18 protein-coding genes are annotated in these 21,820 nt (G+C 58.1%); 4 read left to right on the forward strand and 14 right to left on the reverse strand.

Translation table 11 applies throughout. From position 1 onward, the window contains the following. The first annotated feature begins 340 nt into the window (after window positions 1–340). A complete protein-coding gene (locus ACTNBK_RS10435) occupies window positions 341–2,509 on the forward strand; it encodes a M28 family peptidase (RefSeq protein ID WP_441145881.1) in 2,169 nt (722 codons plus the stop codon). Window positions 2,510–2,572: 63 nt separating this feature from the next. On the opposite strand, the gene ACTNBK_RS10440 is transcribed toward ACTNBK_RS10435, so the two are convergent. Together ACTNBK_RS10440 and ACTNBK_RS10445 are read right to left on the reverse strand one after the other, a co-directional pair. Further along, entirely contained in the window at window positions 2,573–3,223 is a 651-nt protein-coding gene (locus ACTNBK_RS10440; RefSeq protein WP_441145883.1) for a hypothetical protein, read from the reverse strand. Window positions 3,224–3,326: 103 nt separating this feature from the next. Beyond that, the gene (locus ACTNBK_RS10445) at window positions 3,327–5,966 is read right to left on the reverse strand and encodes an ATP-binding cassette domain-containing protein (protein WP_441145885.1); all 2,640 of its coding nucleotides are present in this window, start codon (window positions 5,964–5,966) and stop codon (window positions 3,327–3,329) included. 131 nt (window positions 5,967–6,097) lie between these two features. Between ACTNBK_RS10445 and ACTNBK_RS10450 the strand changes: the two genes are divergently transcribed. Continuing rightward, window positions 6,098–6,973 (forward strand): C39 family peptidase, encoded by an 876-nt coding sequence (locus ACTNBK_RS10450; RefSeq protein ID WP_441145887.1) that lies wholly within the window; start codon window positions 6,098–6,100, stop codon window positions 6,971–6,973. 75 nt (window positions 6,974–7,048) lie between these two features. Here the strand turns inward: ACTNBK_RS10450 and ACTNBK_RS10455 are convergent, their stop codons facing one another. The 3 genes from ACTNBK_RS10455 to fliD are packed head-to-tail and all read right to left on the reverse strand — an operon-like array spanning window position 7,049 to window position 10,333. Next, window positions 7,049–7,459 carry a hypothetical protein gene (locus tag ACTNBK_RS10455; protein WP_441145889.1) on the reverse strand — a complete coding sequence of 137 codons (411 nt, stop codon included), beginning with the start codon at window positions 7,457–7,459 and terminating at the stop codon, window positions 7,049–7,051. A 14-nt stretch (window positions 7,460–7,473) separates the two neighbouring features. Further along, window positions 7,474–7,848 carry a flagellar export chaperone FliS gene (locus ACTNBK_RS10460; RefSeq protein ID WP_441145891.1) on the reverse strand — a complete coding sequence of 125 codons (375 nt, stop codon included), beginning with the start codon at window positions 7,846–7,848 and terminating at the stop codon, window positions 7,474–7,476. Window positions 7,849–7,882: 34 nt separating this feature from the next. Then, window positions 7,883–10,333, reverse strand: coding sequence for a flagellar filament capping protein FliD (gene fliD / locus ACTNBK_RS10465; protein WP_441145893.1), 2,451 nt, complete (start codon window positions 10,331–10,333; stop codon window positions 7,883–7,885). Between the two features lie 210 nt (window positions 10,334–10,543). Between fliD and ACTNBK_RS10470 the strand changes: the two genes are divergently transcribed. Both ACTNBK_RS10470 and ACTNBK_RS10475 read left to right on the forward strand, forming a co-directional pair. Beyond that, window positions 10,544–11,335 (forward strand): ParA family protein, encoded by a 792-nt coding sequence (locus tag ACTNBK_RS10470; protein ID WP_441145895.1) that lies wholly within the window; start codon window positions 10,544–10,546, stop codon window positions 11,333–11,335. A gap of 2 nt (window positions 11,336–11,337) precedes the next feature. Beyond that, window positions 11,338–12,102 (forward strand): late competence development ComFB family protein, encoded by a 765-nt coding sequence (locus ACTNBK_RS10475; protein WP_441145897.1) that lies wholly within the window; start codon window positions 11,338–11,340, stop codon window positions 12,100–12,102. A gap of 59 nt (window positions 12,103–12,161) precedes the next feature. Here ACTNBK_RS10475 and ACTNBK_RS10480 read toward each other — a convergent pair whose 3' ends face one another. The 9 genes from ACTNBK_RS10480 to ACTNBK_RS10520 form a co-directional block, all read right to left on the reverse strand. Continuing rightward, the gene (locus ACTNBK_RS10480; protein ID WP_441145898.1) at window positions 12,162–12,836 is read right to left on the reverse strand and encodes a PilZ domain-containing protein; all 675 of its coding nucleotides are present in this window, start codon (window positions 12,834–12,836) and stop codon (window positions 12,162–12,164) included. 1 nt (window position 12,837) lies between these two features. Next, window positions 12,838–15,669 (reverse strand): EAL domain-containing protein, encoded by a 2,832-nt coding sequence (locus ACTNBK_RS10485; protein WP_441145900.1) that lies wholly within the window; start codon window positions 15,667–15,669, stop codon window positions 12,838–12,840. A 290-nt stretch (window positions 15,670–15,959) separates the two neighbouring features. After that, window positions 15,960–17,252 carry an EAL and HDOD domain-containing protein gene (locus tag ACTNBK_RS10490; protein WP_441145902.1) on the reverse strand — a complete coding sequence of 431 codons (1,293 nt, stop codon included), beginning with the start codon at window positions 17,250–17,252 and terminating at the stop codon, window positions 15,960–15,962. Continuing rightward, window positions 17,249–18,187, reverse strand: coding sequence for a chemotaxis protein (locus tag ACTNBK_RS10495; RefSeq protein WP_441145904.1), 939 nt, complete (start codon window positions 18,185–18,187; stop codon window positions 17,249–17,251). The genes ACTNBK_RS10490 and ACTNBK_RS10495 overlap by 4 nt, the downstream gene beginning before the upstream one ends. A 31-nt stretch (window positions 18,188–18,218) precedes the next feature. After that, window positions 18,219–18,701, reverse strand: coding sequence for a chemotaxis protein CheD (locus ACTNBK_RS10500; protein WP_441145906.1), 483 nt, complete (start codon window positions 18,699–18,701; stop codon window positions 18,219–18,221). After that, window positions 18,691–19,314, reverse strand: coding sequence for a chemotaxis protein CheC (locus tag ACTNBK_RS10505; RefSeq protein ID WP_441145908.1), 624 nt, complete (start codon window positions 19,312–19,314; stop codon window positions 18,691–18,693). The genes ACTNBK_RS10500 and ACTNBK_RS10505 overlap by 11 nt, the downstream gene beginning before the upstream one ends. 31 nt (window positions 19,315–19,345) lie before the next feature. Further along, on the reverse strand, window positions 19,346–20,074 hold the full coding sequence (locus tag ACTNBK_RS10510; RefSeq protein WP_441145909.1) for a flagellar hook-basal body protein: 729 nt from the start codon (window positions 20,072–20,074) through the stop codon (window positions 19,346–19,348). Window positions 20,075–20,089: 15 nt separating this feature from the next. Continuing rightward, window positions 20,090–20,842, reverse strand: coding sequence for a flagellar hook-basal body protein (locus tag ACTNBK_RS10515; protein ID WP_441145911.1), 753 nt, complete (start codon window positions 20,840–20,842; stop codon window positions 20,090–20,092). A 20-nt stretch (window positions 20,843–20,862) separates the two neighbouring features. Further along, window positions 20,863–21,678: a sigma-70 family RNA polymerase sigma factor gene (locus tag ACTNBK_RS10520; protein ID WP_441145913.1), complete on the reverse strand. Its 816-nt coding sequence runs from the start codon at window positions 21,676–21,678 to the stop codon at window positions 20,863–20,865. Window positions 21,679–21,820: the final 142 nt, after the last annotated feature.

A 21,820-nucleotide genomic window follows, 5' to 3' on the forward strand; every position in this document is an offset into this window, starting at 1 on the left:
AGCGTATGGACGCTCAGGTTTTATAAGTTGGAAAACGCATCAACTTGTGAAATGGTCAATAAGAGTGGAAAAGTCATCTTTGCACCCGGTGCTCCTGTGCGGAAGCCACCCTCCCGGCGGCCCAACCACGGCACTGATACCCGGCGCCCCCTCCGGCCCGGCGTATCCCTCTTGACACACTATGGCGGCTCCCTGTGCGGAGCTACGCCCTTCACAGGCGGTGCGCTTTCCGGCGCACCGCCTTTTTTATCCTCACTTCTCTTTGCGGTGCGCCTCCCAGCCGGTAAACGGCCCGGCAGGGCTGTTTATAGAAAGAGATGCTTTGAGGAGGAACACAGAATTGAAAAGACGACTCACCGCGCTGCTTCTGACCCTGGGCCTGATCTCCGGCCTGGCCGCCTGCGGCACCACGGCCCAGACCACCCCCGCCCCTACCGGCGAGGTCCCCACCGCCAATGACCCCGGCGCCGCCTACGAGAGCTTTCTCTCCGCCGCCTCCGCCGACTACGCCTACGACGTGGCCCTGGAGCTGAGCACCAACCCCGACTTCTTCAACTCCGAGCTGGGCGGCCGGAACGCCGGCAGCGACGCCGAGCATGCCACCGCCGACTACCTGGCCGGCCTCATGGAGGAAATCGGCCTCTCCGACGTGGAGAAGGCGTCCGCCGACTGCGACCGCTGGCAGTTCAACGGCGCCAGCCTCACCGTGGACGGCGAGAAATACACCGTCTACTCCTACGCCACCGCCTCCACCCCCGCCGAGGGCCTCACCGCCGAGATCGTCTATGTGGGTGACGGCACCATGTGGGACTACGAGGGCCTGGACGTGACGGGCAAAATCGTCCTCATCGACATCGACCAGCGCAGCAACTGGTGGATCACCTATCCCATGCTGGAGGCCCAGCACCAGGGCGCTGCCGCCATCCTGGCTGCCAACGTGGGCGGCTTTGCCCAGGTGGCCGATGATGCCCTCAACTGCCAGGACATCTGCGGCCCCACCGCTATCCCCACCCTGTCCATCGGCCTTGCCGACTCCCAGGCCATCCAGGCCAAGCTGGCCGACGGCCCTGTCACCGCCACCCTGGTGGTGGACAACGAGGTCAGTGAGGACGGCACCACCTACAACATCCTGGGCCGTATCCCCGGCAAGTCCTCCGACTACCAGATCATTGTGGGCGGCCATTACGACGTCCACTTCACCGGCTTCCAGGACGACAACTGCGCCGTGGGTCTGGTGCTGGCCATGGCCAAGGGCATGATCGACTCCGGCTACCAGCCCGAGAACGACATCGTCTTCTGCCTCCACGGCGCCGAGGAGTGGGGCTCCTCCTACACCCAGTACGACTGGACCGTGGGCGCCTGGGAGATGATCAATAACGTCCACCCCGAGTGGGTGGGCAAGACCCTGGCCTTCCTCAACTTCGAGCTGCCCGCCTACGAGTTCGACACCTACACCAGCACCTACTCCGCCCCCGAGATGTACGCCATGCTGGACTACTTCGCCAACGAGTACCCCTACTCCCCTGACCCAGAGGGCTGCTTCCCCGACGGCATCCTGACAGAGGGCTACCAGACCTACACCTACTCCGACGACTTCTCCTACTACGCCGCCGGCGTACCTTCCACGGTGAACGGTTTCCTCCTCCAGAAGGACATGGAGACCGTCTTCCCCTTCTACGTGGACATCTACCACAGCCAGTACGACACCCCCGACACCTATAACGAGGCTGTCATGGACTTCAACCTGAAGTACTACGGCGCTCTGGCCATGTACATCGACCAGACCCCCGCCCTCTACCTGGACTTCACCGCCCAGTATGACCGCATCCTCTCCTCCATGGACGAGGCGCTGATGGCAGAGGCTGGTATGGATGTGGAGGCCTACAAGGCCGCCCTGGAGGAGCTCAACATCTCCGCCCAGACCATGGCCGACCAGGTCAAGCAGGTCAACAACGACCACGCTGCCGCCGTGGCTGAGGGTGACACCGCCGCCATGGCTGAGCTGTGGGCCCAGGGCCGTGAGTTGACCGCCAAAAACCTCGCCGCCTTCCAGTTTGCCCAGAAGAACCTGCTGGGTCTCATGTATGAGCGGCCCATCGTCCCCCACGAGGCCCCCCAGGAGAACATCCAGCTCTGCCGGGATATCATTGCCTGCCTGGAGACCGGCGACGTGGCCACCGCCGTGGACGAGTACGCCTGGACCGTGAACAACGTGCTGGAGTGGTACGCCATGTACTTCTCCCCCGAGGTCATCGCCATCCAGGACGACATGCTCTGGGGAGAGGACAACCAGGACAACCTCTACTGGGGCACCGACATTGGCTTCACTAAGGCTGACGTGGACGCTGCCACCCGCAGTCTCTTCATCCGCTACGAGGAGACCGGCGGCGACTTCACCCAGGAGATCGCCGTCTATGAGGCCGCTATCCGGGCACAGACCCAGATTCTGGCCGACTTGGGTGCAAAGGAGACCCAGGCCATGATCGACCTGTCCGCCCTGCTGGGCTGACCGCTCGTCAGGCATAAAAAAGGGAGGAGGTCCGATGACGGACTTCCTCCCTTTTTTATCCGTTTATCCGTTAACCTTTTCTACCTGCCCGGTCTCCCGGTTCAGACGGTAGAGGGTCTTCCCATCCAAGGTGAGCATGCAGGTCTCCTGGATGGAGTGATCTTGGTTGTAGACATTCATCTGGTAGCAGGCCTCTCCGTCCACCAGCACATAGCCGTCCTGGGGATAGACCAAATAGTCCGCCATAGAAGTGCCCTCCAGGCCCAGCTGGGTGGGAGACATGGACTCAATGCTGTCCACCGCCTGGGTCACAGTAATGGTAGGCTCGTCCTGGGGTTCTGTGACCTGGAGTCCCTCCGCCACCGACACGGTAACGGTGCAGCTATCCGCCGTCCACTGGAGCGCCACCTGGAGGATACCGTCCCCTGCCTGAGTGTTCTTGCCCACTAAGACAGAGCCCTCTTCCGCCGTGAAGTCCGGCGGGTCCTGGATGACGCCCGACTCGTCAATCACCGAGCACGTCCCGTCCGCCGTCAGGGCATCCACATATATTTCTGCCTCCGCGCCGCCGGAGACCAGGCCGCCATACACATAGGTGACGGGCTCTCCTTCTTCGCTCTCCTCTGTGGTGAAGGTAGTCCCTTCCGCTCCAGGGCCGCCCACTGTGCCCAAGGCGGGCAGGCTGTCATCTCCCACGGCGTAGGTCTCGGGCATCTCTGCCCCTCCTCCGCCACCGCACCCGCTCAGGGTTAGCAACAGCGCAAGGCTTATTAGGGGCAGCCGTATCTTCCATCGGTTCAAAACCGCCACATCCTTTTTACGATTCATATCGGATCTCCACCTGATCGCCAGGCCGGAGCACCTGTTGGAACGCGCCGGCCTGGCCATTGACCGCCAGGCGGACCGGCCGGTCCAGGTGCTCAAAGTCAATGCCGGAGCGCTCCAGGAGATCCATGAGATAATAGGGCCCGCCCTCCGGCTTGGGGGGCAGCAGCAGCGTGCGGCCGTTGAGGATCAGGCGGCAGCCCTCCGCCGCCTGAGGCTCCGGCCTACTGACCGTTGTGGCCTCCGGCTCTGGGGCGGCAGTCGGCGCGGAACCCGTCTCCAGCCGTACTCCCGCGGGGACCTCGTCCTCTGGGGCCAGCGGCACCCCGTCGGCCAGGAGGCAGTCCGCACCCAAACGTTCCAGCACCTCCCGGGCCAGCACCTTCCGGTCGGCACCGGCCGTGGCCGGGGCAAAGCAGATCTTATCTCCGGCGTGGACCACGTCGGAGGGCCGGGCGGATGCTCCGTTGACCTCCAGCACAGCGGGTTGGGATGGCTCGCCATGGAAGACCAGCCGCCGGCCATCCACTTCCAGCACCGCGCTCTTTCCGTTCCGGCCCAGCAGGTCCCGGTAGCCGTAGCCGTTCATCATCAGCAGCTCCAGTAACGTCAGACGGCCATTCCGGAAGAGTTTAGCCGGCCGGTCGTTGAGGAGGATACGGTAGCTGTCACTGATGAGCCCCAGGCCCGCGGACACCGCAATCCCCAGAGGGGTAGTGTACTCTGGATCTTCCAGCTCCACCGTGTCGGAGAAGGCACTGGTCTTGAAATGGGCGCCTGCCAGGGCCACCCGTCTGGGATCCATACCCAGGGCCTGGGCCATCTTTTCCCGCAGAGAGGAGAGCTTGCTGCCACCGCCAGCCAGGAAGAGGGCCGAAGGGGCGCCTCCGTTGAGCTCCAGCACCCGGGCAGCCACCTCATCCACCAGGGACTGTCCGGCTTTATCAGCAGCGGCCAATACCTCCTCCGCCCCACAGGTCTGCTCCATGCCCAGGATATCGGTAAAGGTGATGGTCTCGCTCCGGCCTAGGGCCGCCTTCATCTCCTCGGCGGTGTGGTAGTCCACCAGATAGGTCCGCATGAGGGCCTCGGTGATCTCATCCCCCGCCACGGTGGCCATGGTGTAGCCCACCACACTGCCCTCCCGGCAAATGGCGATGTCGGAGGTGCCAGCACCGATGTCCACCAGGGCCAGGTTCAGCAGTCGCAGCTCGGTGGGGATGGCGGCGTTGAGGGCGGCAATGGGCTCCAGCGTCAGGCTGGCCACCTCCAGTCCGGCCTCCCGCAGCACGGCGTACAGGCTATCCACCACCTCGCCGGGCAGGAAGGTAGCCACCACGTCGGCCTCGATATTCCGCCCTGTGTGGCCCAAAAGACTGGTCATGGGGTAGCCGTCCAGTAGGAATCGGGTGACGGTATGGCCCACCAGGAAGAGCCGCTGCTCCTGGTCCTCCCCCTCACGGAGGTGCTGCTCGGCATCGGCCACTGCCGCCGCCTCCAACTGGCCCAGCTGCTCCTCTCCAAGTTTTCCAGTCTCAGGCAGCTCCAGCGCGCCATGGCCCTGCTCGGTACGCAACGCACGGCCGGCCGCCGCCACACAGGCCCGCTCCAGCTTCAGACCCATACGCTCCTCCAGCCGGTGCGTCACCTGCTCCACCACCTGAGCCACCTGGGCGATGTCCTCGATCTGGCCGTCCAGCATAGCCCGCCTGGGGTGGGGCTGCTTCTCCACCGCCAGCACCCGAACCCGACCGTTTTCGGCCCGGCCCACCATGCCGATGACGCTCCTGGTCCCCACATCCAGAGCGTAGATGAGCTCCTCCGTCTGGACCCCGCCGGGCGTCTTCGTCTCTGACATGTCCTTCCCGCCTTTCTCTATTGTTCCGTTCCCTCCGGGGGGGGGGGGGGGGGGGGCCCCCCCCCCCCCCCCCCCCCCCCCCCCCCCCCCCCCCCCACCCCCCCCCCCCCCCCCCCCCCCCCCCCCCCCCCCCCCCCCCACGTCGCCGTACCGCCCCTTCTCCACGTCGGCAAAGACCTGTCCGTCCACAAGGGTCACCACCCGCTTGCGCAGCATGTTGACAAAGGGCTTGGCGTGGGTGGCCATGATGATGGTGGTCCCTCGATGGTTAAGCTCCTCCAACAGGTGGAAGAGGTCCCAGATGGTATCCTCATCCTGGTTGGCGGTCAGCTCGTCCAGCACCAGCACCGCTGGGCTGTTGATCATGGCCCGGGCTAGTTCCACCCGGCGGCACTCCCCTTGGGATAGCTCCACCGGATATCGATTCTCCACTCCGGGGAGTCCCACCATGCTGAGCGCCTTCTGGACTCGCTCTTCCACAGGGCCATGCTTCCGGCCACCTCTAATCATAGCAATGGCCGTCAGATTCTCCCGTATGGTCCGCCGCCGCATTAACTGAGAAATCTGAGGCACATAGCCGAACATCATCCGCTCCCGGAACCGCCGGGAGAGGCGGGTGCGGCTGGCCCCATCCAGATACACGCTGCCGCGGCTGGGCTGGAGGTCTCCCGTGATGAGCCGCAACAGCGTCGACTTTCCTGCACCACTGCTCCCCGTCACAAAGAGAAACTCTCCTTGCTTGACAGTGAGGTCCACGTCCCGGATAGCCGCCACTTGCCGTCTCTCCTGTTTGTGAAATTTTGTAATCTTCTCCAGGCGTATCTCAGGCATATGGCGCCTCTCTTTCTGTATACAACCGGCCAAACTTCTGTTATAATCTTCAAATACAGTCTGAATGTTCCGAGGTGTTTCCCTTGTCCTCCAAAAAAGGTCCTGGCAAAAAAATCTTCCTGGTGGTGTGCTTAGCCCTGGTGTGCGTCGCCAGCGCGGAACTGCTGGTATGCCGTTTCGCCGCACCGGACCTCTTCCAGCGTATCACGGCGCCGGTGGTCGCTGCCGCAGAGCGGATCCGTTCCGCTGGCTCCGCTCTCCTGGAGTCCGCCGTACAGCACATCCCCACTCCCGCTGAGCAGGAGGAGGCCCCGGAGGAGCAGCTGGCCGGTGATCCGGCCCTGGAAAATACCCAGCCCATGGAAGACCCCGCCATCACAGAGTTTGTTCAGCGCAACGGCCATGAAGTCCTCACCGGAGGCAACGTGGAAATCGTCTACTTCAACCAGGGTGAGGAGCCCTGGGCCTCCGCGCCCTACGGGCCGGACAACATCGGCGGATATGGTTGCGGCCCCACCGCCATGGCCATGGTGGTCTCCAGTCTCACCAGCCAAATGGTGGACCCGTCCACCATGGCCCAGTGGGCCTATGAATCCGGATACTGTGCACCGGGCAGCGGCTCTTATAACAGCCTGATCCAAGCCGCGGCGTCTGCCTATGGGCTGAAGGCCGCACCCTGGACCGCTCTGACGGCAGACGCGCTCTCCCAGGCCCTGGCCTCCGGACAGCTCTTTGTGGCACTGATGACCCGGGGACACTTCACCTCCAGCGGGCACTTCATCCTCCTCCGGGGACTCACTCTGGAAGGGAAGATACTGGTAGCCGACCCAAACAGCCGGGAACGCAGTCTCACTGCCTGGGACCCCCAACTCATCATTGACGAGCTCTCGGCCACCCGCAGCTCAGGCGCCCCACTATGGTGTATTTCCACCGTGGACACCATCTCATAGCAGTCATAACGCACGATTCCCCTGCCGGCGCGCCCCGCCGGCAGGGGAATTTTCATGCGTACAGAGGACTTTCTCCTATCCTCGCTCTTTCCGTTGGGTGTAGTAGGACTTTTTCCCACCCAGTTTCATGCTGATCTGCCGATCTGCCTCCTGGACTCGCTCCAGCAGGTTCCGGTTCTGTCCGGCCAGCTTCTCTAGGGCTTTGAGCTGCTCCGAACCATCCCCACTGCCCTCGCCCGTCAGGACCTTCCAGAGGACCTCGCTCTCCTCATCAGGAAGAGACGCACACCGTTTGCGCTGAATGGCCTGATACTCTCTGAGCTGATTGATCGGTTCCTGGCGCATGCTCAAAAATAACCGCACAGACACCTGGTCCTGTCGCTGAAAGGCGTCGCTCAATTCCTTAGTTATCTCCATGACCTCGGTGAGGACAGTATAGCGTTTCCGCTCCGTGGCAACGGCCGCTGCGATGACCTTTTCGTCCATCCTACTCGTCCTCTTCAGACTGCCGCGCTGTTTCTGTCCGCCTGTCGGAAGCTGTCCCGCAGCTCCGCGACCATACTGGTGACCCGATCCAGCTCTGTCTTGTTCCGCCCGGCCTTGACCCGGCTGAGTTCATAGCAGAAGTAGTCATACAATCGGTCTAGATTAGCGCTGATAGGGTATTTACGATCCAGGGTTTGGGACAGATAGCGAATGATCTCCACAGACCGGTCCACCGCTGCCTCGAACCCCTGATACCGCTCCCGGTCCAGTTCCAACCCTGCCAGCTTCAACCGCTTGACCAGCTCATCATAGAGCAGCAACAGCAACTCCCCCTGGGTCATAGTGTTCAGCGACTCCTCTCGGTAGCGCTGATAGCCTCTCATGTCCATACACTTTGCTGTCCTTTCTTTTTCCTCAGACTCATTAGCCGCTGGTCAGTCCGAACAAAGCGGAACTCTGGGAGTTCATCTGATTGATGAGCATCTCCAGCTGGGTGAACTTATTGGTGTAATAATCCACCTTGTCGGACATCTTGTCCTGCCACTTTTCGATCTCTTCGTCGATCTCCGCCATCTTGTTGAGCATGGTGTTATCCAGAGCCGCAGTAGGAGAATACTGGGAACCCGCCTTCTCAATGAGGATACCCTTCACCGCGCCGGTGGTGGCAGCATACTTGTCAGTCACCTTCTGGATGGAGGTCATCAGGCCGTCGGTGGCAGAACCGTTCTCCTTGCTCTTGGTAAAGGCATTCCGGACTCCGTCCAGGTCATTCTCCAGAGCCTCACGGAGGGCGGTCTCATCCAGGCTAATGGTGGTCAGGCCGTCGGAATAGCTGGTGTTGATGCCGATGGAGCGCAGGTAGGACCCGTCGCTACCACCGGGCACAACGGCACTACGCAGAGAGCTGTACAGAGAGGACAAATCACTGTCCATAAACAGAATACCGGTCTTGGCCTTTTCCTCATAGGCTTTAATCTCGCTCTCAGTCATGCCTTCCTCATCATCGGAAGTGAGGGGCTCATACCGGGAGCCATCCGTCTTTTTGAGCGGCGTATCTGAGTAGGCCTTCTTGACCTCCGTCACCATGGCATTGTAGTCCTCCACCATCTTCTTGACGGCGTCCACAATGGTATCGGTGTCCGTCTTGGTGGAGAAGGTGACTGCTTCCGCATTTGTATCTATAGACTCGCGATTTAGGAATTTCTCTGCATCTTCTGCATTTCCTGTGGCTGTTATCTGTACCTGCTGACCATTACTGTCCAACACCTGATAACCGGTGGCTGGATCATATTGCAAAGTCATACCTTCACCCAGTTTTTCCTGGATTCGCTTCTCCAGATCTGCCACGGTCATGGTGTCAGTGATATCAATGAGAATGTCTTGATCCCCCACCTTAAACTGCAAAGAAGAACCTTCGATCCCCAAATCAGCTATGGTTGTTTTGGAGGTATCAAACGTATTGAATGTCCCTTCCAGGTTTACCTTCAACCCATCCAGATCCACCGAATTGCTGCTGCGGGTAAAGGTCTGGGTGTGTCCGTTTACCGTCGCAGCAAAGATGGCATCCTTGCCCTGTTCATATTTGCTGGAATCTCCGACGAAGAGGGCCCCTGCCAGGTCACCGCCCATCTCGATCTTCTCCGCCGCGCCGGTATTTTTGGCGGTAAAGACAAACTGGTTGGTCAGCTTGGAGTAGCTGACATTGACTCCCATATTGGCGTTGGAGTTGATGGAGTTCATCACCGTCTCCAGAGCGGTATCCTGGTTAAAGGTCAGCGACTCACCGTTGATCGTCAGCGTGAAGTCATACAGCCGCTCGCCATCGCTGTTGATCCGATAGCCCTCCTCATCCAGCTTATTGCCCTGCTTGTCCGTGCAATATGTGACGCCGTCTTCCTCTTTCTTGATGCGGTCACTTTCCGGAACAGCAGTGGCGGTTCCCTCCACTGGGATCCCATTAAAGGTAAGGGTGGCCTTCGTGGGATCATTGGCATCGACCGCAAATGTTCCCAGGCTCCCCAGCGTTTTGGAGGTGTCCAGATAATTGGTCAGGGTGCTGTTCCCCTCACCAAATATCATTTCACTCACGCCGGCAGAGGACGATTTGATGGAGAAGTTGCTGCCGCTCTCCTTCGTTGTAAAGGTAAAGGCGCCGTTATCCAGCCCGACCTTGACGCGGTTTTCACCAAAGGCATTGTCAATGCCGCGCTGCAATGCCTTGGCCACCGCTTCGTTGCCCTTTCCATCGTCTTTCTGCACATCCAGAGTGATGGTCTTTGTCTGGCCGTTCAAAGTAACAGACAAAGTCTTTCCGGAGAGATAATCGGCTTTGGTGCCGTCGATATTGCCATTGTAGCTGATGTCCAGGGTACCGGTCATATTGTTGATCAGCATAGGCTTGCTCAGATCCACACTGGATCCCTTGGCCGTAAAGCCGTCTGATCCCAGGTTTACCGCCGTGGTCTGATAACGGGCGGCGGACGCCAACTGAGACACGCCCAGAATGGAGATGTCACTGCTGCTCTTGCCGGTAGCGCTCACCAGGTCGGCATATTTGCCTTTGGTGGAGGTAATGACCGCGTTGTTGAAGAAGGAACTACTCATCAAGTTGGTGGTGGAGGTATAAGAGGTGTATTTCCGGGAAAATTCTACCAGCTTATCAGAAATACTCTGATAGGCCGCTTGCTGCCACTGTACCTTAGTGCGGTCCTGCTGCAGGCCAAGGATCTTCTGCTGATAGCTCTGGACCATGCCCTCAATTAGGGTCTCCGTATCCAGACCGCTGGCCAGACCGGAAATAATATTGTTGCTTCTGCTTCCATAAATGCTGCTGCTAGAGGAACTGCTCCCCATCAGACTGGAAATCGATGCCATCGTGCTTCCACTCCTTTATCACTGGCGACCGGTTGAGGTCTCGATTGACAAATAAACAGGTTTTGGGTAGAATAGGTTCATATTCCTGTAAAGCCTTTGCTTTTCTATATCTTATATCGTCTGGCATTGCCGGAAAATAAGTGCCGTCACCGCTTTTTTATCGGGCGTTTTTCCGTCGGCACATTCCCATTGGAAAGGAGAAATCAGGGTATGTCCGCGATTATTACAGCCATTACCAATCAGAAGGGCGGCGTGGGGAAGACCACCGTTGCCGCCGCTCTCCTCTCCTGTCTGCACCAGCAGGGCGTCCGGGTCCTGGGCGTTGATCTAGATCCTCAGGGCAGCCTGGGCTTTAGCCTGGGTCTGGATATTGAGCACTGCCAGACCGTCTATGACGTCTTCCGCGGCGCTGCCGAACCCCAAGACATCATCGCCCACACAGAGACCTGTGACCTTCTTCCCTCCAATATTCTCCTCTCTGCCGCCGAGCTGGAGTTCAATAAGCCGGGCCGTGAGTTTCTGCTCAAGACCGCCCTCTCCAAGGTGCAGGATCGTTACGATTACATCATCATCGATACGCCTCCCGCGCTGAATATCCTCACGGTAAACGCCTATGTGGCGGCGGACAGCCTCATTATCCCCATGGCCCCGGAGGTGCTGAGCCTGTTGGGTGTTTCCCAGATTAAGGAGACCATCGGAAGCGTTCGCAGCTACTACAACTCCCGGCTGAAGGTGCTTGGCATCCTCCTCAACCGTTTCAACCCCCGGCTCAACCTGAGCCGTGAGATGCTGGAGCTGGCCGAGCGGATCGCCGCCCAGCTGGACACCAAGGTCTTTGAGAGCAAGATCCACTCCAGCGTCTCCGCTGCTGAGGCGCCTGCCCACGGCATCAGCGTGGTGGACTATGCCCCCCGCTCCAAACCGGCGCTGGATTTCTTCGCTCTGTGCGCTGAGATCATGGGGCCCGTCTCTACTCCTTCTGATGGCAGCAGGGAGGTGTGACCATGGCTGGAAAAAAGAACCCCCGCAGCAGCAAAACCGATCACGTACTCAGCCTGCTTACCGAGTCGGCCTCCGAGCCTGCTGCTACCAGCGCCCCATCCGCATCTGATGCTCCGGCTGCCCCGGAAGCGGCGGCGCCCGTGGCGGAACGTCATTTGTCCCCTCCCATTCTGGAGGTGGCACGCACCAACAACGAAGCCCTGGAGGAGACCATCCACAGCGCATTAGAGGACGCACTTCAGGAGGAACTGACCCAGGAGGAGGCTTCTTCGTCCACTCCCGCTGTTCCACCGCAGCCTGAAGAGGCAGACGGCGGGCCTGATCCCCTTCATGACACAGCCACTGTGGCGGAATCGTCTGCCGTGGAGGTGCCTGCTGTACAGGAGGAGGCAGTGCCCGAAGCGTCCTCCATCACGCAGGAGGAGGCGCCTGCTCCGTCCCCCGAGCCCGCTGCTGTGGCCACCAGCAGCCAGTCGCTCCCCTATTACCGCTCCCTGCCTGACGGCACCCGGTTCATCAACGTGATGCTTCCGCTGGTAGAGGAGACTCTGGAGCGCTATGTCACACTCTTTCACCTGTGCGACTGTCCCCGCTGTCTGGCCGACGCCCAGGCGCTGGCTCTCTCCCGGCTGCCGGCCAAATATGTGGTCCTTTCGGAGGGTGCTTTTACCCCCATGATGAGCCTTTATCGTGCCAAATATGACTCCCTGGTCACCACCCAGGTGGTATACGCCTGCAAGCAAATCATGGACGCCCCGCGGCACTGACGGAAGTATAATAGAAGGGATATTCCGGATATCATCCGGAATATCCCTTCTTTATATTTTCATATCTTTTCCCGGCTCATAGTCCTGGCCTGGAGCTTGAGGATCTCTTTTAGCAGACGGCCTTCCGTCTGTTGGTCCAGCTTTTCAAAGCTGCACCCGTAACGCCAGTATCCTGGCTTGACTGACGTTTCCCCCACGACTACTCTACACAAAAGCTGATATTGGCTTCCATATTCGGTCAAGGGCGGGAGCAGGAGCGTCACCAAATCTCCCACTTCCAGTTCCGCTTTCGTATGAAAGCCTACACCCACCACGCTGATGTCCTCGAGTATACAGTGTGGGCCGTCCTCTTTGTCACAGTCGCGTATCAGACATCCCTCTACCTTTACCTTCTGACGAAACGCCCGCCGCGTTTCTTCACAGACGACTGTGTGCTCCACCTGGATGCGCCAGTGGTCTACAGCGCTGATCAGCACCTTTCCGTAGATCATCAGCAGTTCGTTCCACTGTCCCCTGACATGAAGTTGGACCTTGACGGGCGCACCGTAGAGGATACCCTGAGGCGTCTCTTTTCCACGGTGCAGATCGATACGAAGTTCTTGGCTCATTGGGTCATAGCTGGCCACACGGCCGACAAAAAAAAGTTGGTTATCCTCTCGCAGTACTTCGACAATGGTACCTAAACTCCGCAGGAGCAGGTTATCTGTACCGCCTTTTTCTTCCTTTGTCCTCACGCTATCCCTCTGTCCCTTTCCCCTTCTCCTCTAAAACCTGATAGAACTCATCCAACTCCAGCGGATGGTAGAAATAATAGCCTTGGATGAAATCGCACTCGGTTTTACGAATCAGGTCCCATTCCTCCTTGCGCTCCACCCCTTCCATACACACCTTTTTTTTGAACTCATGGCAGGTATGGATGGTACTGGCGATAAAGTCCAGTTTCTGCTGTGAGGTAGACATCTCATTGACCAAGGCCCGGTCAAATTTAACTAGATCCACAGGATACTGCAGCAGCCGCTGGACACCAGAGTATCCGCTGCCAAAGTCGTCCAGCGCAAAAGAGAGGCCCAGGCCTTTGCACTGTTCGACAAACTGCTCCAACTGCTTGGGCAGGGTATCAGATTGGCTCTCCGTAAGCTCGATCATCAGGTTTTTCCCCGGCACACCGTTCTCCGCCAGCATCCGCCTCAAGAAGGGGAAGAGGCGCTGATCTATGACCTGAAGGTAGCTGACATTGAAGGAAAGTTTGAAATCAGGATGGTCTGGCAGAATGCGCTTGCAAAGCTGTACAGTTTGCTGGATGATCCATTTGCCCACCGACACAATCAATCCCATCTGCTCCAGAATGGGAATGAACACACTGGGCGGCACCGCCACCTGATCGTCCTCCCAGCGCAGCAGGACCTCACCACCGTAGATTTTACCGGAATCGGCATAGACTTGAGGCTGCACCACGATGCGGAATCCTTTGAAATGGTTGCTCACGCTGGCATTGAGCCGCAGATTGATTTCATTTGCGCTTTGCCTGCTCCCCAGCATGCTTCTGGAAAAGGCTACATATTCTCGCTCCGGCTCCTCCTTGGCCGCCCGGATCACCACTACTGCGTTGTCGATGAGTTCCTGGATACTGGAACCGTCCTTGGGGTAGCGCACCACACCGATGGCGCAGGGATAGATGATGCGAATGCCGCGCCGTTCATAGACCGACGTCACGATCTGCCGGATCCGGCGGGCTGCCTCTCCCGGGTCCGCATTTCTGGCCAGCAGCACCAAAAACCGTAGGCCATCCATACGGATGAAAATGTCTTCCATTCCCATCTGACGTTTGAGCTCACAACCCAGCTCCCACAGAATCTGATTTGCTGTTACATGGCCATAGGCCTGGTTGATGTCTGTGAAATTGGTGAGGGTAAAGCACAAAAATACCTGATAATGTCCCTCTCGGCACCGCTCCGTGATCTGACGGAAGGCGCCGGACAGAGTGAGCATTCCGGTGACATTATCCACCTCGGCATCCCGCTTGAATCCTGTCATATTACCGGCAAAGAAAACAGGCTTCCCGCTTGACTCATCCCACTTGACCAGTCCACGACAGTGGACCCACACTGGCTCACCGCTCTTGTTGTAGATCCGGCATCTGAGATCGTGGGTCGCCTTGTGCCGCTCCAACATGCTGTGGATGTCGTCGATATAGAGTTGCCGGTCACCTTCATAAATCCGCTTCTGCAGCTCCGAGATAAAATTGCTGACCAGATTGTCAGAAAAGCCAAACTCTTCCTTCAGATTTTCTGAGATGAAGTACATGTTTTTCTGTATATCGCCGCAGCAAAAATAGGTACCCGGATTCGCCATGGCAATGGACTGTAGAGACAGCTCTACATCGAAATAGCAAGTCCGGATATAGTTCTCCAGAGGCGTGAGTATCCCCTGCTCCTTCATATGAAGCCCGGCCATCCGGTATACTTGTTCATTGGCCTGCCGGTCATAAAAGGTCCGCTTTTCCTGGTGCATCTGCGTCTCTGCCCGTTCCTGCAGGGCAGCCACTTCTTCGCCGGCCCCCCCCCAGGCGCTCCCCACCGTCAATGTACAGCCTTTCTCCATAATGGATGCGTTCAGCGCTTCTACACGCTGATGGAACGCTTCTTCTCCCAGACCCTCACAGATGACGAGGAATTCGTCTCCCCCAATGCGGTAGATCTTTTTCTTGCCCTGAATATCCGTCAGAACCTTATAACTCTGGCGGATCAGGTGGTCACCATACCCATGACCCTTCTGGTCATTCATCCGCTTGAGATTGTTGATGTCGCAGTAGATGACCCCCGTCGGCTCTGCCAACGCACCTTTCTGCACGTATTCGTCCAGCGCGTACCGGTTGAATGCCCCGGTAAGCTGATCGTGATATCTCAGTTCTCTCAGGTGCTCCATCATGTCACGGCGTTCCATCTGGGAAACGATAACGTAGGATAGGACCTTACAGCTTTCAGACACATATCCTGCCTCCTGGAAGCCAGGCGCATCCAAGCGCAGGCATCCCTTCCACTCCTCCCCCCGAAACAAAGGCACCAAAAGGGTCATATCTCCCTCCTTAGGCGCCAAAAACGTAAACAACTCCGGCCGCTCTTGACGGAAGGGCTCCTGATCAGACACGACTAAGCTCCTGTGCTCCCTGAATAGCTGGAAAGGCAGCTCCAAAGCTGAGACCACACCCTCACCGGACTCCGTTCCGTTCGCCGGCCAGCGGCAGGTCTGAAATAGCCGGTCAGGCTCACGCTCCTCGTAGAGATCGATCCGGGTACAACCGAGCCGTTCACCCAAGCAGTCCAGTATAAGTCCCAGAGCCTCACTTGGATCAGTCGTAGCATAGGTCTGTACCATGCATGTATTGATCACGGATTCAAAATAGCGAATGGAATTGCGTATCTGTCCATCCGAGTCGGTTTCTAGCCCTTCGGCTATCTCAAGCCGGTAGAGTCGTCCCTCGTACTCCACCACCGTATCGGTCAGGAGATAAGACTTGCCCAAAAGTTTGTTGTAGTAAGACCATTCATAAAACTGCCCCTCCTCCAACTCGTGGCTGGCGCAGACAGGGCAGGGAGCCGGCAGCCCCTGAAGAAGAGCATAGCACTTTTGTCCTACATAGGACTTATCATCCGGCTGCTGAAACTGCTCCCGAGCATACCGATTCATATATACCAGCGTGTGGTTGCAAATATCCACCGCGTACACATTCTTATTTAGGTTTTCAAGATACTCCCATGGAGCTTTCATCCATGTTCCTCCTGACCTGCAGGGCCCATACTTCCCTGTCGTACAAAATGTGGGGCGGCTGGCTCATATCCCACCCACCCGCATTGCTTTTATGCCTGATCTGATTGTGCCTCGTCTTCCGCCTGGACCTGGTTCGGGCTGGGACTGGTGATATCCTCCCACACCCGGTCTACTTCTTCCATGCAGTTGAAATACAGGCTGGTGAGCAGGTTGGTGGGGATACCCAACCCCTCGGCCAACTCGTCGATCTTTCCCCAGTCTGCCCGCTCGTAGCTCAACGTCAGATCAAAGAGCATCCCGCAGCGGCCCTCGTGCTTGAGCAGCCCATCCTTGACCTCCTGCCGTAGGGGAATCTGAGCCAGGATCTCATCCAGCGGCGCGTCAATGAGGTAGTTGAGGGTAGAGAACATACCCATCAGATAGGCGTCCGGCTTGGAGATGGGCATATTCTTGGCGTAGTTCATGAGACTGCTGCAGAAGCTGGCGCGCATGAAGGAGAGGCGCAGGAACTCTTCGGCCCCCTCCTCAATCTTATTTTCCGCGTTGCTGGCGCTGAGCAGGTAGGCCCACTGCCGCAGCTCTCCCAAACCCATGATGGTAATGGCCTGTCGCACCGAGGTCACCCGGTGGCGCAGGGCAAAGTAGCAGGAGTTGACCATTTTCAAAATGCCGTAGGTCAGCGTAGCATCCACGGAGATAATCTGCTCGATCTCTTCCACATCGGGCTCATCTTTTGTTATGGCCATAAGGAGGCGGAAGAAGTTGCTCTGTAGATAGCCGCTGCTGTGGGCCTTGGTGGTGAGCTTCTCCGCCACAAAGGTGCCCTCCATGGCATCCACACCCAGACTCAGGGCCTTCTGGTAGAGGTCCTCTTGGTCCACACTGATGGCTATGCACTTCTTGTTCATACTGTGGGCAATGTCCACAATGTTTTTCAGGGTAACCATGGGAGTACTCTGGAGATTAAGTTTGATATAGTTTATGCTGTCCAGCAATGCCAGATACCGGGGGGCAAACTGGAACTCATTTACGGCCACCTGGTAGCCTTCCTTCACGTACTGCTGCACCATGTGCATGGCCAGCGGGTGGATGAGGACGCTGTCGTCAATCTGGATGACCAGCTCGTTCTTGTCAAAGAGCCGTGGCGTCTTTTTCATCAGGAGGGTGACCGTAAAGGTCATAAAGTTGAGGGACCCCTTCAGCACCTTGTCGGTGTTCTGAGTCAGAAAACTATAAATGGTATCCGCAGCCGCAAAGTCGTTGACGGGTGCTGTCTTATCTCCACCGAAGGCCTGATTCTCCCCGTGGTACTGGATCTCATAGCCGATGATCTTACTGTCCCGATCCTTGATGGGTTGCCGAACGATATACTTGCTGCTCATGCCTGTATCCCCTTTCCGGCTCCGCTCTTGGCTAGCAAGTGATCGATAACCCCAATCAGGTGACCAATCTCCGGTTTGCTCAGCTGTTCATCAGCACCCAGCTGCTTACCCTTGACGTACATCTCTTCTGTAATCAGCGAGGAGAAAATAATGATGGGGATATTCTTTAGGCCATCGGTGGACTTGAGCAGCTTAGTCAGACGGTGGCCGTCCATCTGGGGCATTTCCAGGTCGGTGATGATAAGGGCCACATGCTCTTCCTGGTCCTCCGCACCCTTCCACTCCTGCACCGCATCCCACAGCTCGGCGCCGTTGGGGAACATCCGCAGATTGGTATAGCCCGCCTTGTTCAGGGCCTCCTGGATCATCCGGGACAGCAGGATGGAGTCCTCCGCCACCCAGATGGGCTGACTGCTGCGGTTCCGCTTGCCTAGGGCTTCCACCTCGCTCATCTGGATGGTGGTCTCCGGCGCAATTTCCGCCACAATTCGCTCAAAATCCAGGATGGTCACCAAGTCATCCCCACACTGGGCAATGCCGGTGGCCACACCATCCGGCCCGCCGGAAACGGTGTTGTCTGGCTTCTGGATATCCTTCCAGGAGATACGGCTGATGCCCACCACCGTGTTGACCCGGAAGGCGATGAACATCTTGTTGAAGTTCGTGATGATGAAGAGGTCTTTCTCTCCCTTGGGCACATCATGCCGGGCCAGGTATTTGGGCAGATCCACCACTGTGATCACCAGATCCCGCGGCTTGAAGATACCTTCCACTGCTGGGTGAGTATGAGGCATGGCGTGGACCGGAGCCGACATCATAATCTCCCGAACCTTAGCCACATTGATGCCATAGAGGTTCCCCTCAATGGTAAACTCCATGATCTCCATCTCGTTGGTCCCAGATTCCAACAAGATCCCATTCTTTTCCTTCTCCATGCGTTAGATCCCCCGCTTTCTCAGTTGATCGTTACAAAATACCCTCCGGCTTGCCATAGCTTCGGATATAGCCGATACCGGTGGCCACGTCGAACCAGAGCGTCCGCGCCGCCGTACCGCCCACATCCTCCTTCAGCAAACGAACGCCCTCTTTCTTCAGGTTCAGATGGACGCTTTCAATGTTTCGCTGTCCGATGTTGCCCAGGCTCCCGCTTCCGGGCACGTCGAACATCTTGGCGCCTCCGGCAATTTTGGCCGTGATGCGGCCTCGCCGGGCGCCCCTGACCTCCATCTGGCGCAGGGTCTCCCGGATACCGGTGTCGGCGTATTTGAGCGGATTCTTTCTGCCTGTCTCCATGTTGAGAGGCAGCATAATGTGGAGCAAGGCCGCTAGCTTGACCATCGGGTCGTAAAAGCAGATCCCGATACAGGAACCTAGGGCGTAGGTAATCAGCTCACCCTCATACTGGCGCAGCTTCATATCGGCGATGCCCACCACCAACCTATCGTTCATCCAATACCCCCAGCCGTTTCAGGAGAAAATTGAGGGAGCGAATATCCGGCGAGAGCAGGATACGGCAGGGCACGGTCTGCCCGTCGCAGATGAGGTCGGCGCCGATGGCCATGATGTGGTCCGACTGGCCGCCAAACTCCGCCATGGGCACCGCAATGATAGCCCCCTGCATATCGATAGCAAAGGCGGGCACCGATAGCCGGATGGTCATGTTGGTGAGTCCAGACAGGGCATTGATGAAGGCAGAGATCATGATGTTGCCCACCTCCAGAAGGGCGGAGACATCCAGCTCATCCAGCTCTTCATAGCTGCTAACCTGTCGGCCCATCACCCGGCTCAGGGCCAGATTGACAAAATCCAGTTGCTGGACGGAGAGCATGATACCGCCGATCTCACCCTCGACCCGGGCCAGAACGCCAGCCGTCACCACCTCGGGCCCACCGATCCACTCCAGGGCCTCATTATAGCCCATAATCCGGACCTCCGGCATCTCAATGCGCACCGTGCAGCCCAGAATACTGGAGAGGGCGGTGGCCGCGTTGCCGGTACCGATGCTACCGATCTCCCGCAGGGTGTCCAGCTCCAGCGAGTTCAGTTCTTGATAGTTTTTCACCTACATCCCCACCTACTCAATGATTTTACACTCAGCTGGTCAGATTGTTGATGGTAGTCTCCACCTCATCGGCAGTGGTAACCATCCGCAATGCGTAGCTGTACGCCCGCTGTGTCTCGATAACCTTTCCCAGCTCGGTGGCCAGATCGGTGTTGGAGCTCTCCAGCACCCCACGGCGTACCTCGGCCGTACTGATCCACACCACACCATTCTTGTCGCCAGTCAAAAAACGCTGGCTGCCCGCGTGCTGAAGGCCGTCCTGGTACTGGATGAGAAAAGCCCCTACTGGCTGCTCTGCCGTGGGATCCGTGACCACAATGGGATAGCCGCTGGTATCCAGGACCTGCCGTCCCTCGCCGTCACCCAGGTACCACACCGTCTCCGGCTCCCCGTCGTCGTTGACCTCCTGGAAAGAGGATACCGTAAAAGAGCCGTCCCGGGTATAGGAAACCTCCTGGGTGGATGGATCGTAGAGGGCGAAGAACCCATCACCGATGATGGCGTAATCCTGATCCCGGCCCGTCTCCTCCAGGTCGGACTGCCGGAAGTCGGTGGCGGTGGACACCATGGCAGCGCCGCTGCCCTTGGGGAGCTGAGCGCCGTCCACCCCATTCACCATGCTGTTCATCAGCACGCCAAAGGCGGGCTTTTCCGCCTTATAGCCGTAGGTATTCACATTCGCGATGTTATTGCCGTGGACGTCCATGCGATCCATCTGCTGCTGGGCGCCGACAGCGGCGCTGTAAAAGGCCTGAAGCATGTTACTGACCTCCTATCACATCCGGCCCAGCTCTGTGGTGGCCTTGGTCAGGACACCATCGTAGAGCTTGAGCACCTGAGAGGCGCTTTGGAGAGCGCGCTGGGCACTCATCATCCGGCTCATCTCCTGGAGCATATCCACATTGGAGTTCTCCACACTCTGCCAGAGGACAGGACGCTCCGTGGCCGTGGCTGCCTGGCCGTTGGCTCCGAAGAGCCCACTGTCATTGATGGCCAGCTGGCCGTTGTCCTGGAAGGTAAAGACACCCACCTGCCCGTAGTAGCCGCCGTTCTTGTCAAAAATCCGGCCATAGCCATCGGCCTGAATCTGGTCGCTGGAGAGCTGGATGGGCTGCCCGTCCATCCCCAGCACCCGGCCGTGGCCGGGGAGATACAGATAGCCCTCCCCGTCCAGAGAAAAGCTGCCGTCCCGGGTGTACTCGGTGCCGTTGTCGGTCTGGACAGCAAAGAAACCGTCTCCCTGGATGGCGAAGTCCAGATTCAGTCCGGTCTCCTCCACCATCCCCTGCTGGTAGTCCACATAGAGCTGGCTGGGCGCCAGGATATAGCTGCCCTGACCGATGACGGTGCTGCCGCTCTTGTCCTTGTTGCCTACCCGGCTGAGGAGCACCTCGTCAAAGGTGGTATCCGTGTAGGTCTCCGCCTTGTAGCCCGGGGTGGTGATGTTGGTCATGTTGTTGGCCACCACATCCAGCCTGCGGCTCTGAGAGAGCATCCCGGAGGTCAGATTGTAAAATCCTCTTGTCATATCCGTTCCTTCCTTTTCCGTTACCCAAGCTGTTCCTTCATGTAAGAGCGCAACCGCTGTATGGCGTGGCTGTGGAGCTGTGAAACCCGAGGCGGACTCACACCCATAACCTGGGCTATCTCCTTCATGGTGAGTTCCTTTTCATAATAGAGGGAGAGGACCATCCGCTCGTTGGGCCTCAGAGACGAGATTCCTTTTGACAGGCATTCATGGAGCTCCTGTTCCTCGCAAAACTCTTCCGCCGGATCGTTATAGTCCTCAGACGCCCGTCCCGCCCCACTGCCGTAGCTGTCCAGCAGCGTCTCGAAGGAGAGGAGGTTGGCGCCCGCTGTCTCGGAGAGCATCTTTTCGTACTCTTCCTTGCTTACCCCCAGGCGGTCGGCTACCTCCTGGCTCACCGGCATATGCCCCAGCTCCACCGAGAGCTCGTCCACCGTCCGAGTGAGCTTGTTGGAGGTCTGCCGGAGCTGACGGGGTAGCCAGTCCTGCTTTCGGCTTAGGTCTATGACCATACCCCGGAGGCGCTTGGCCACATAGGTCTCCAGCTTGACCCCCTTGGAGGGATCGAAGCGGTCAACTGCACTCAGTAGGGTCAGGATTCCCTCATGGACCACATCGTCCAGCTGACTGAAGCTGGTGTATAGTCCACAGGTCCGTAAAGCCACCCGCCGGATCTGGTCCTGGAAGCGAAGCACCAGTGCCCATTTGAGAGATTCGTCACCGGTTTCTTTATAGCGCCGGATGAGGGTGTCGTTATCCAGGTCGTCGATCTCCTCCTGGGACAGGACCGGTTTCTGTTCCTCCACAACCGTGGCGGTGCTTGACTCTGCACACATGACTGCCTCGCCTCCTTTCCTTGATCAGATACAGCCATGAGCAAAACTCCAAAAGAGTAGTAATTGCAATGGTTTCCGGTCATGGCTGAAACCGAAAATCACTCATATGATATAGAAAGCGGAGCCCCATTCTGGTAAAATT

Source organism: Intestinimonas sp. HCP28S3_D6 (genome assembly GCF_052065695.1).
Lineage (GTDB): Bacteria > Bacillota > Clostridia > Oscillospirales > Oscillospiraceae > Intestinimonas.

Bases quoted from the DNA above. Each gene is read 5' to 3' on its own strand.
- ACTNBK_RS10440 (WP_441145883.1), bottom strand. From the start codon at position 3,223: ATGCCCGAGACCTACGCCGTGGGAGATGACAGCCTGCCCGCCTTGGGC.
- ACTNBK_RS10455 (WP_441145889.1), bottom strand. From the start codon at position 7,459: ATGGACGAAAAGGTCATCGCAGCGGCCGTTGCCACGGAGCGGAAACGC.
- ACTNBK_RS10460 (WP_441145891.1), bottom strand. From the start codon at position 7,848: ATGGACATGAGAGGCTATCAGCGCTACCGAGAGGAGTCGCTGAACACT.
- fliD (WP_441145893.1), bottom strand. From the start codon at position 10,333: ATGGCATCGATTTCCAGTCTGATGGGGAGCAGTTCCTCTAGCAGCAGC.
- ACTNBK_RS10470 (WP_441145895.1), top strand. From the start codon at position 10,544: ATGTCCGCGATTATTACAGCCATTACCAATCAGAAGGGCGGCGTGGGG.
- ACTNBK_RS10475 (WP_441145897.1), top strand. From the start codon at position 11,338: ATGGCTGGAAAAAAGAACCCCCGCAGCAGCAAAACCGATCACGTACTC.
- ACTNBK_RS10490 (WP_441145902.1), bottom strand. From the start codon at position 17,252: ATGAGCAGCAAGTATATCGTTCGGCAACCCATCAAGGATCGGGACAGT.
- ACTNBK_RS10495 (WP_441145904.1), bottom strand. From the start codon at position 18,187: ATGGAGAAGGAAAAGAATGGGATCTTGTTGGAATCTGGGACCAACGAG.
- ACTNBK_RS10500 (WP_441145906.1), bottom strand. From the start codon at position 18,701: ATGAACGATAGGTTGGTGGTGGGCATCGCCGATATGAAGCTGCGCCAG.
- ACTNBK_RS10510 (WP_441145909.1), bottom strand. From the start codon at position 20,074: ATGCTTCAGGCCTTTTACAGCGCCGCTGTCGGCGCCCAGCAGCAGATG.
- ACTNBK_RS10515 (WP_441145911.1), bottom strand. From the start codon at position 20,842: ATGACAAGAGGATTTTACAATCTGACCTCCGGGATGCTCTCTCAGAGC.
- ACTNBK_RS10520 (WP_441145913.1), bottom strand. From the start codon at position 21,678: ATGTGTGCAGAGTCAAGCACCGCCACGGTTGTGGAGGAACAGAAACCG.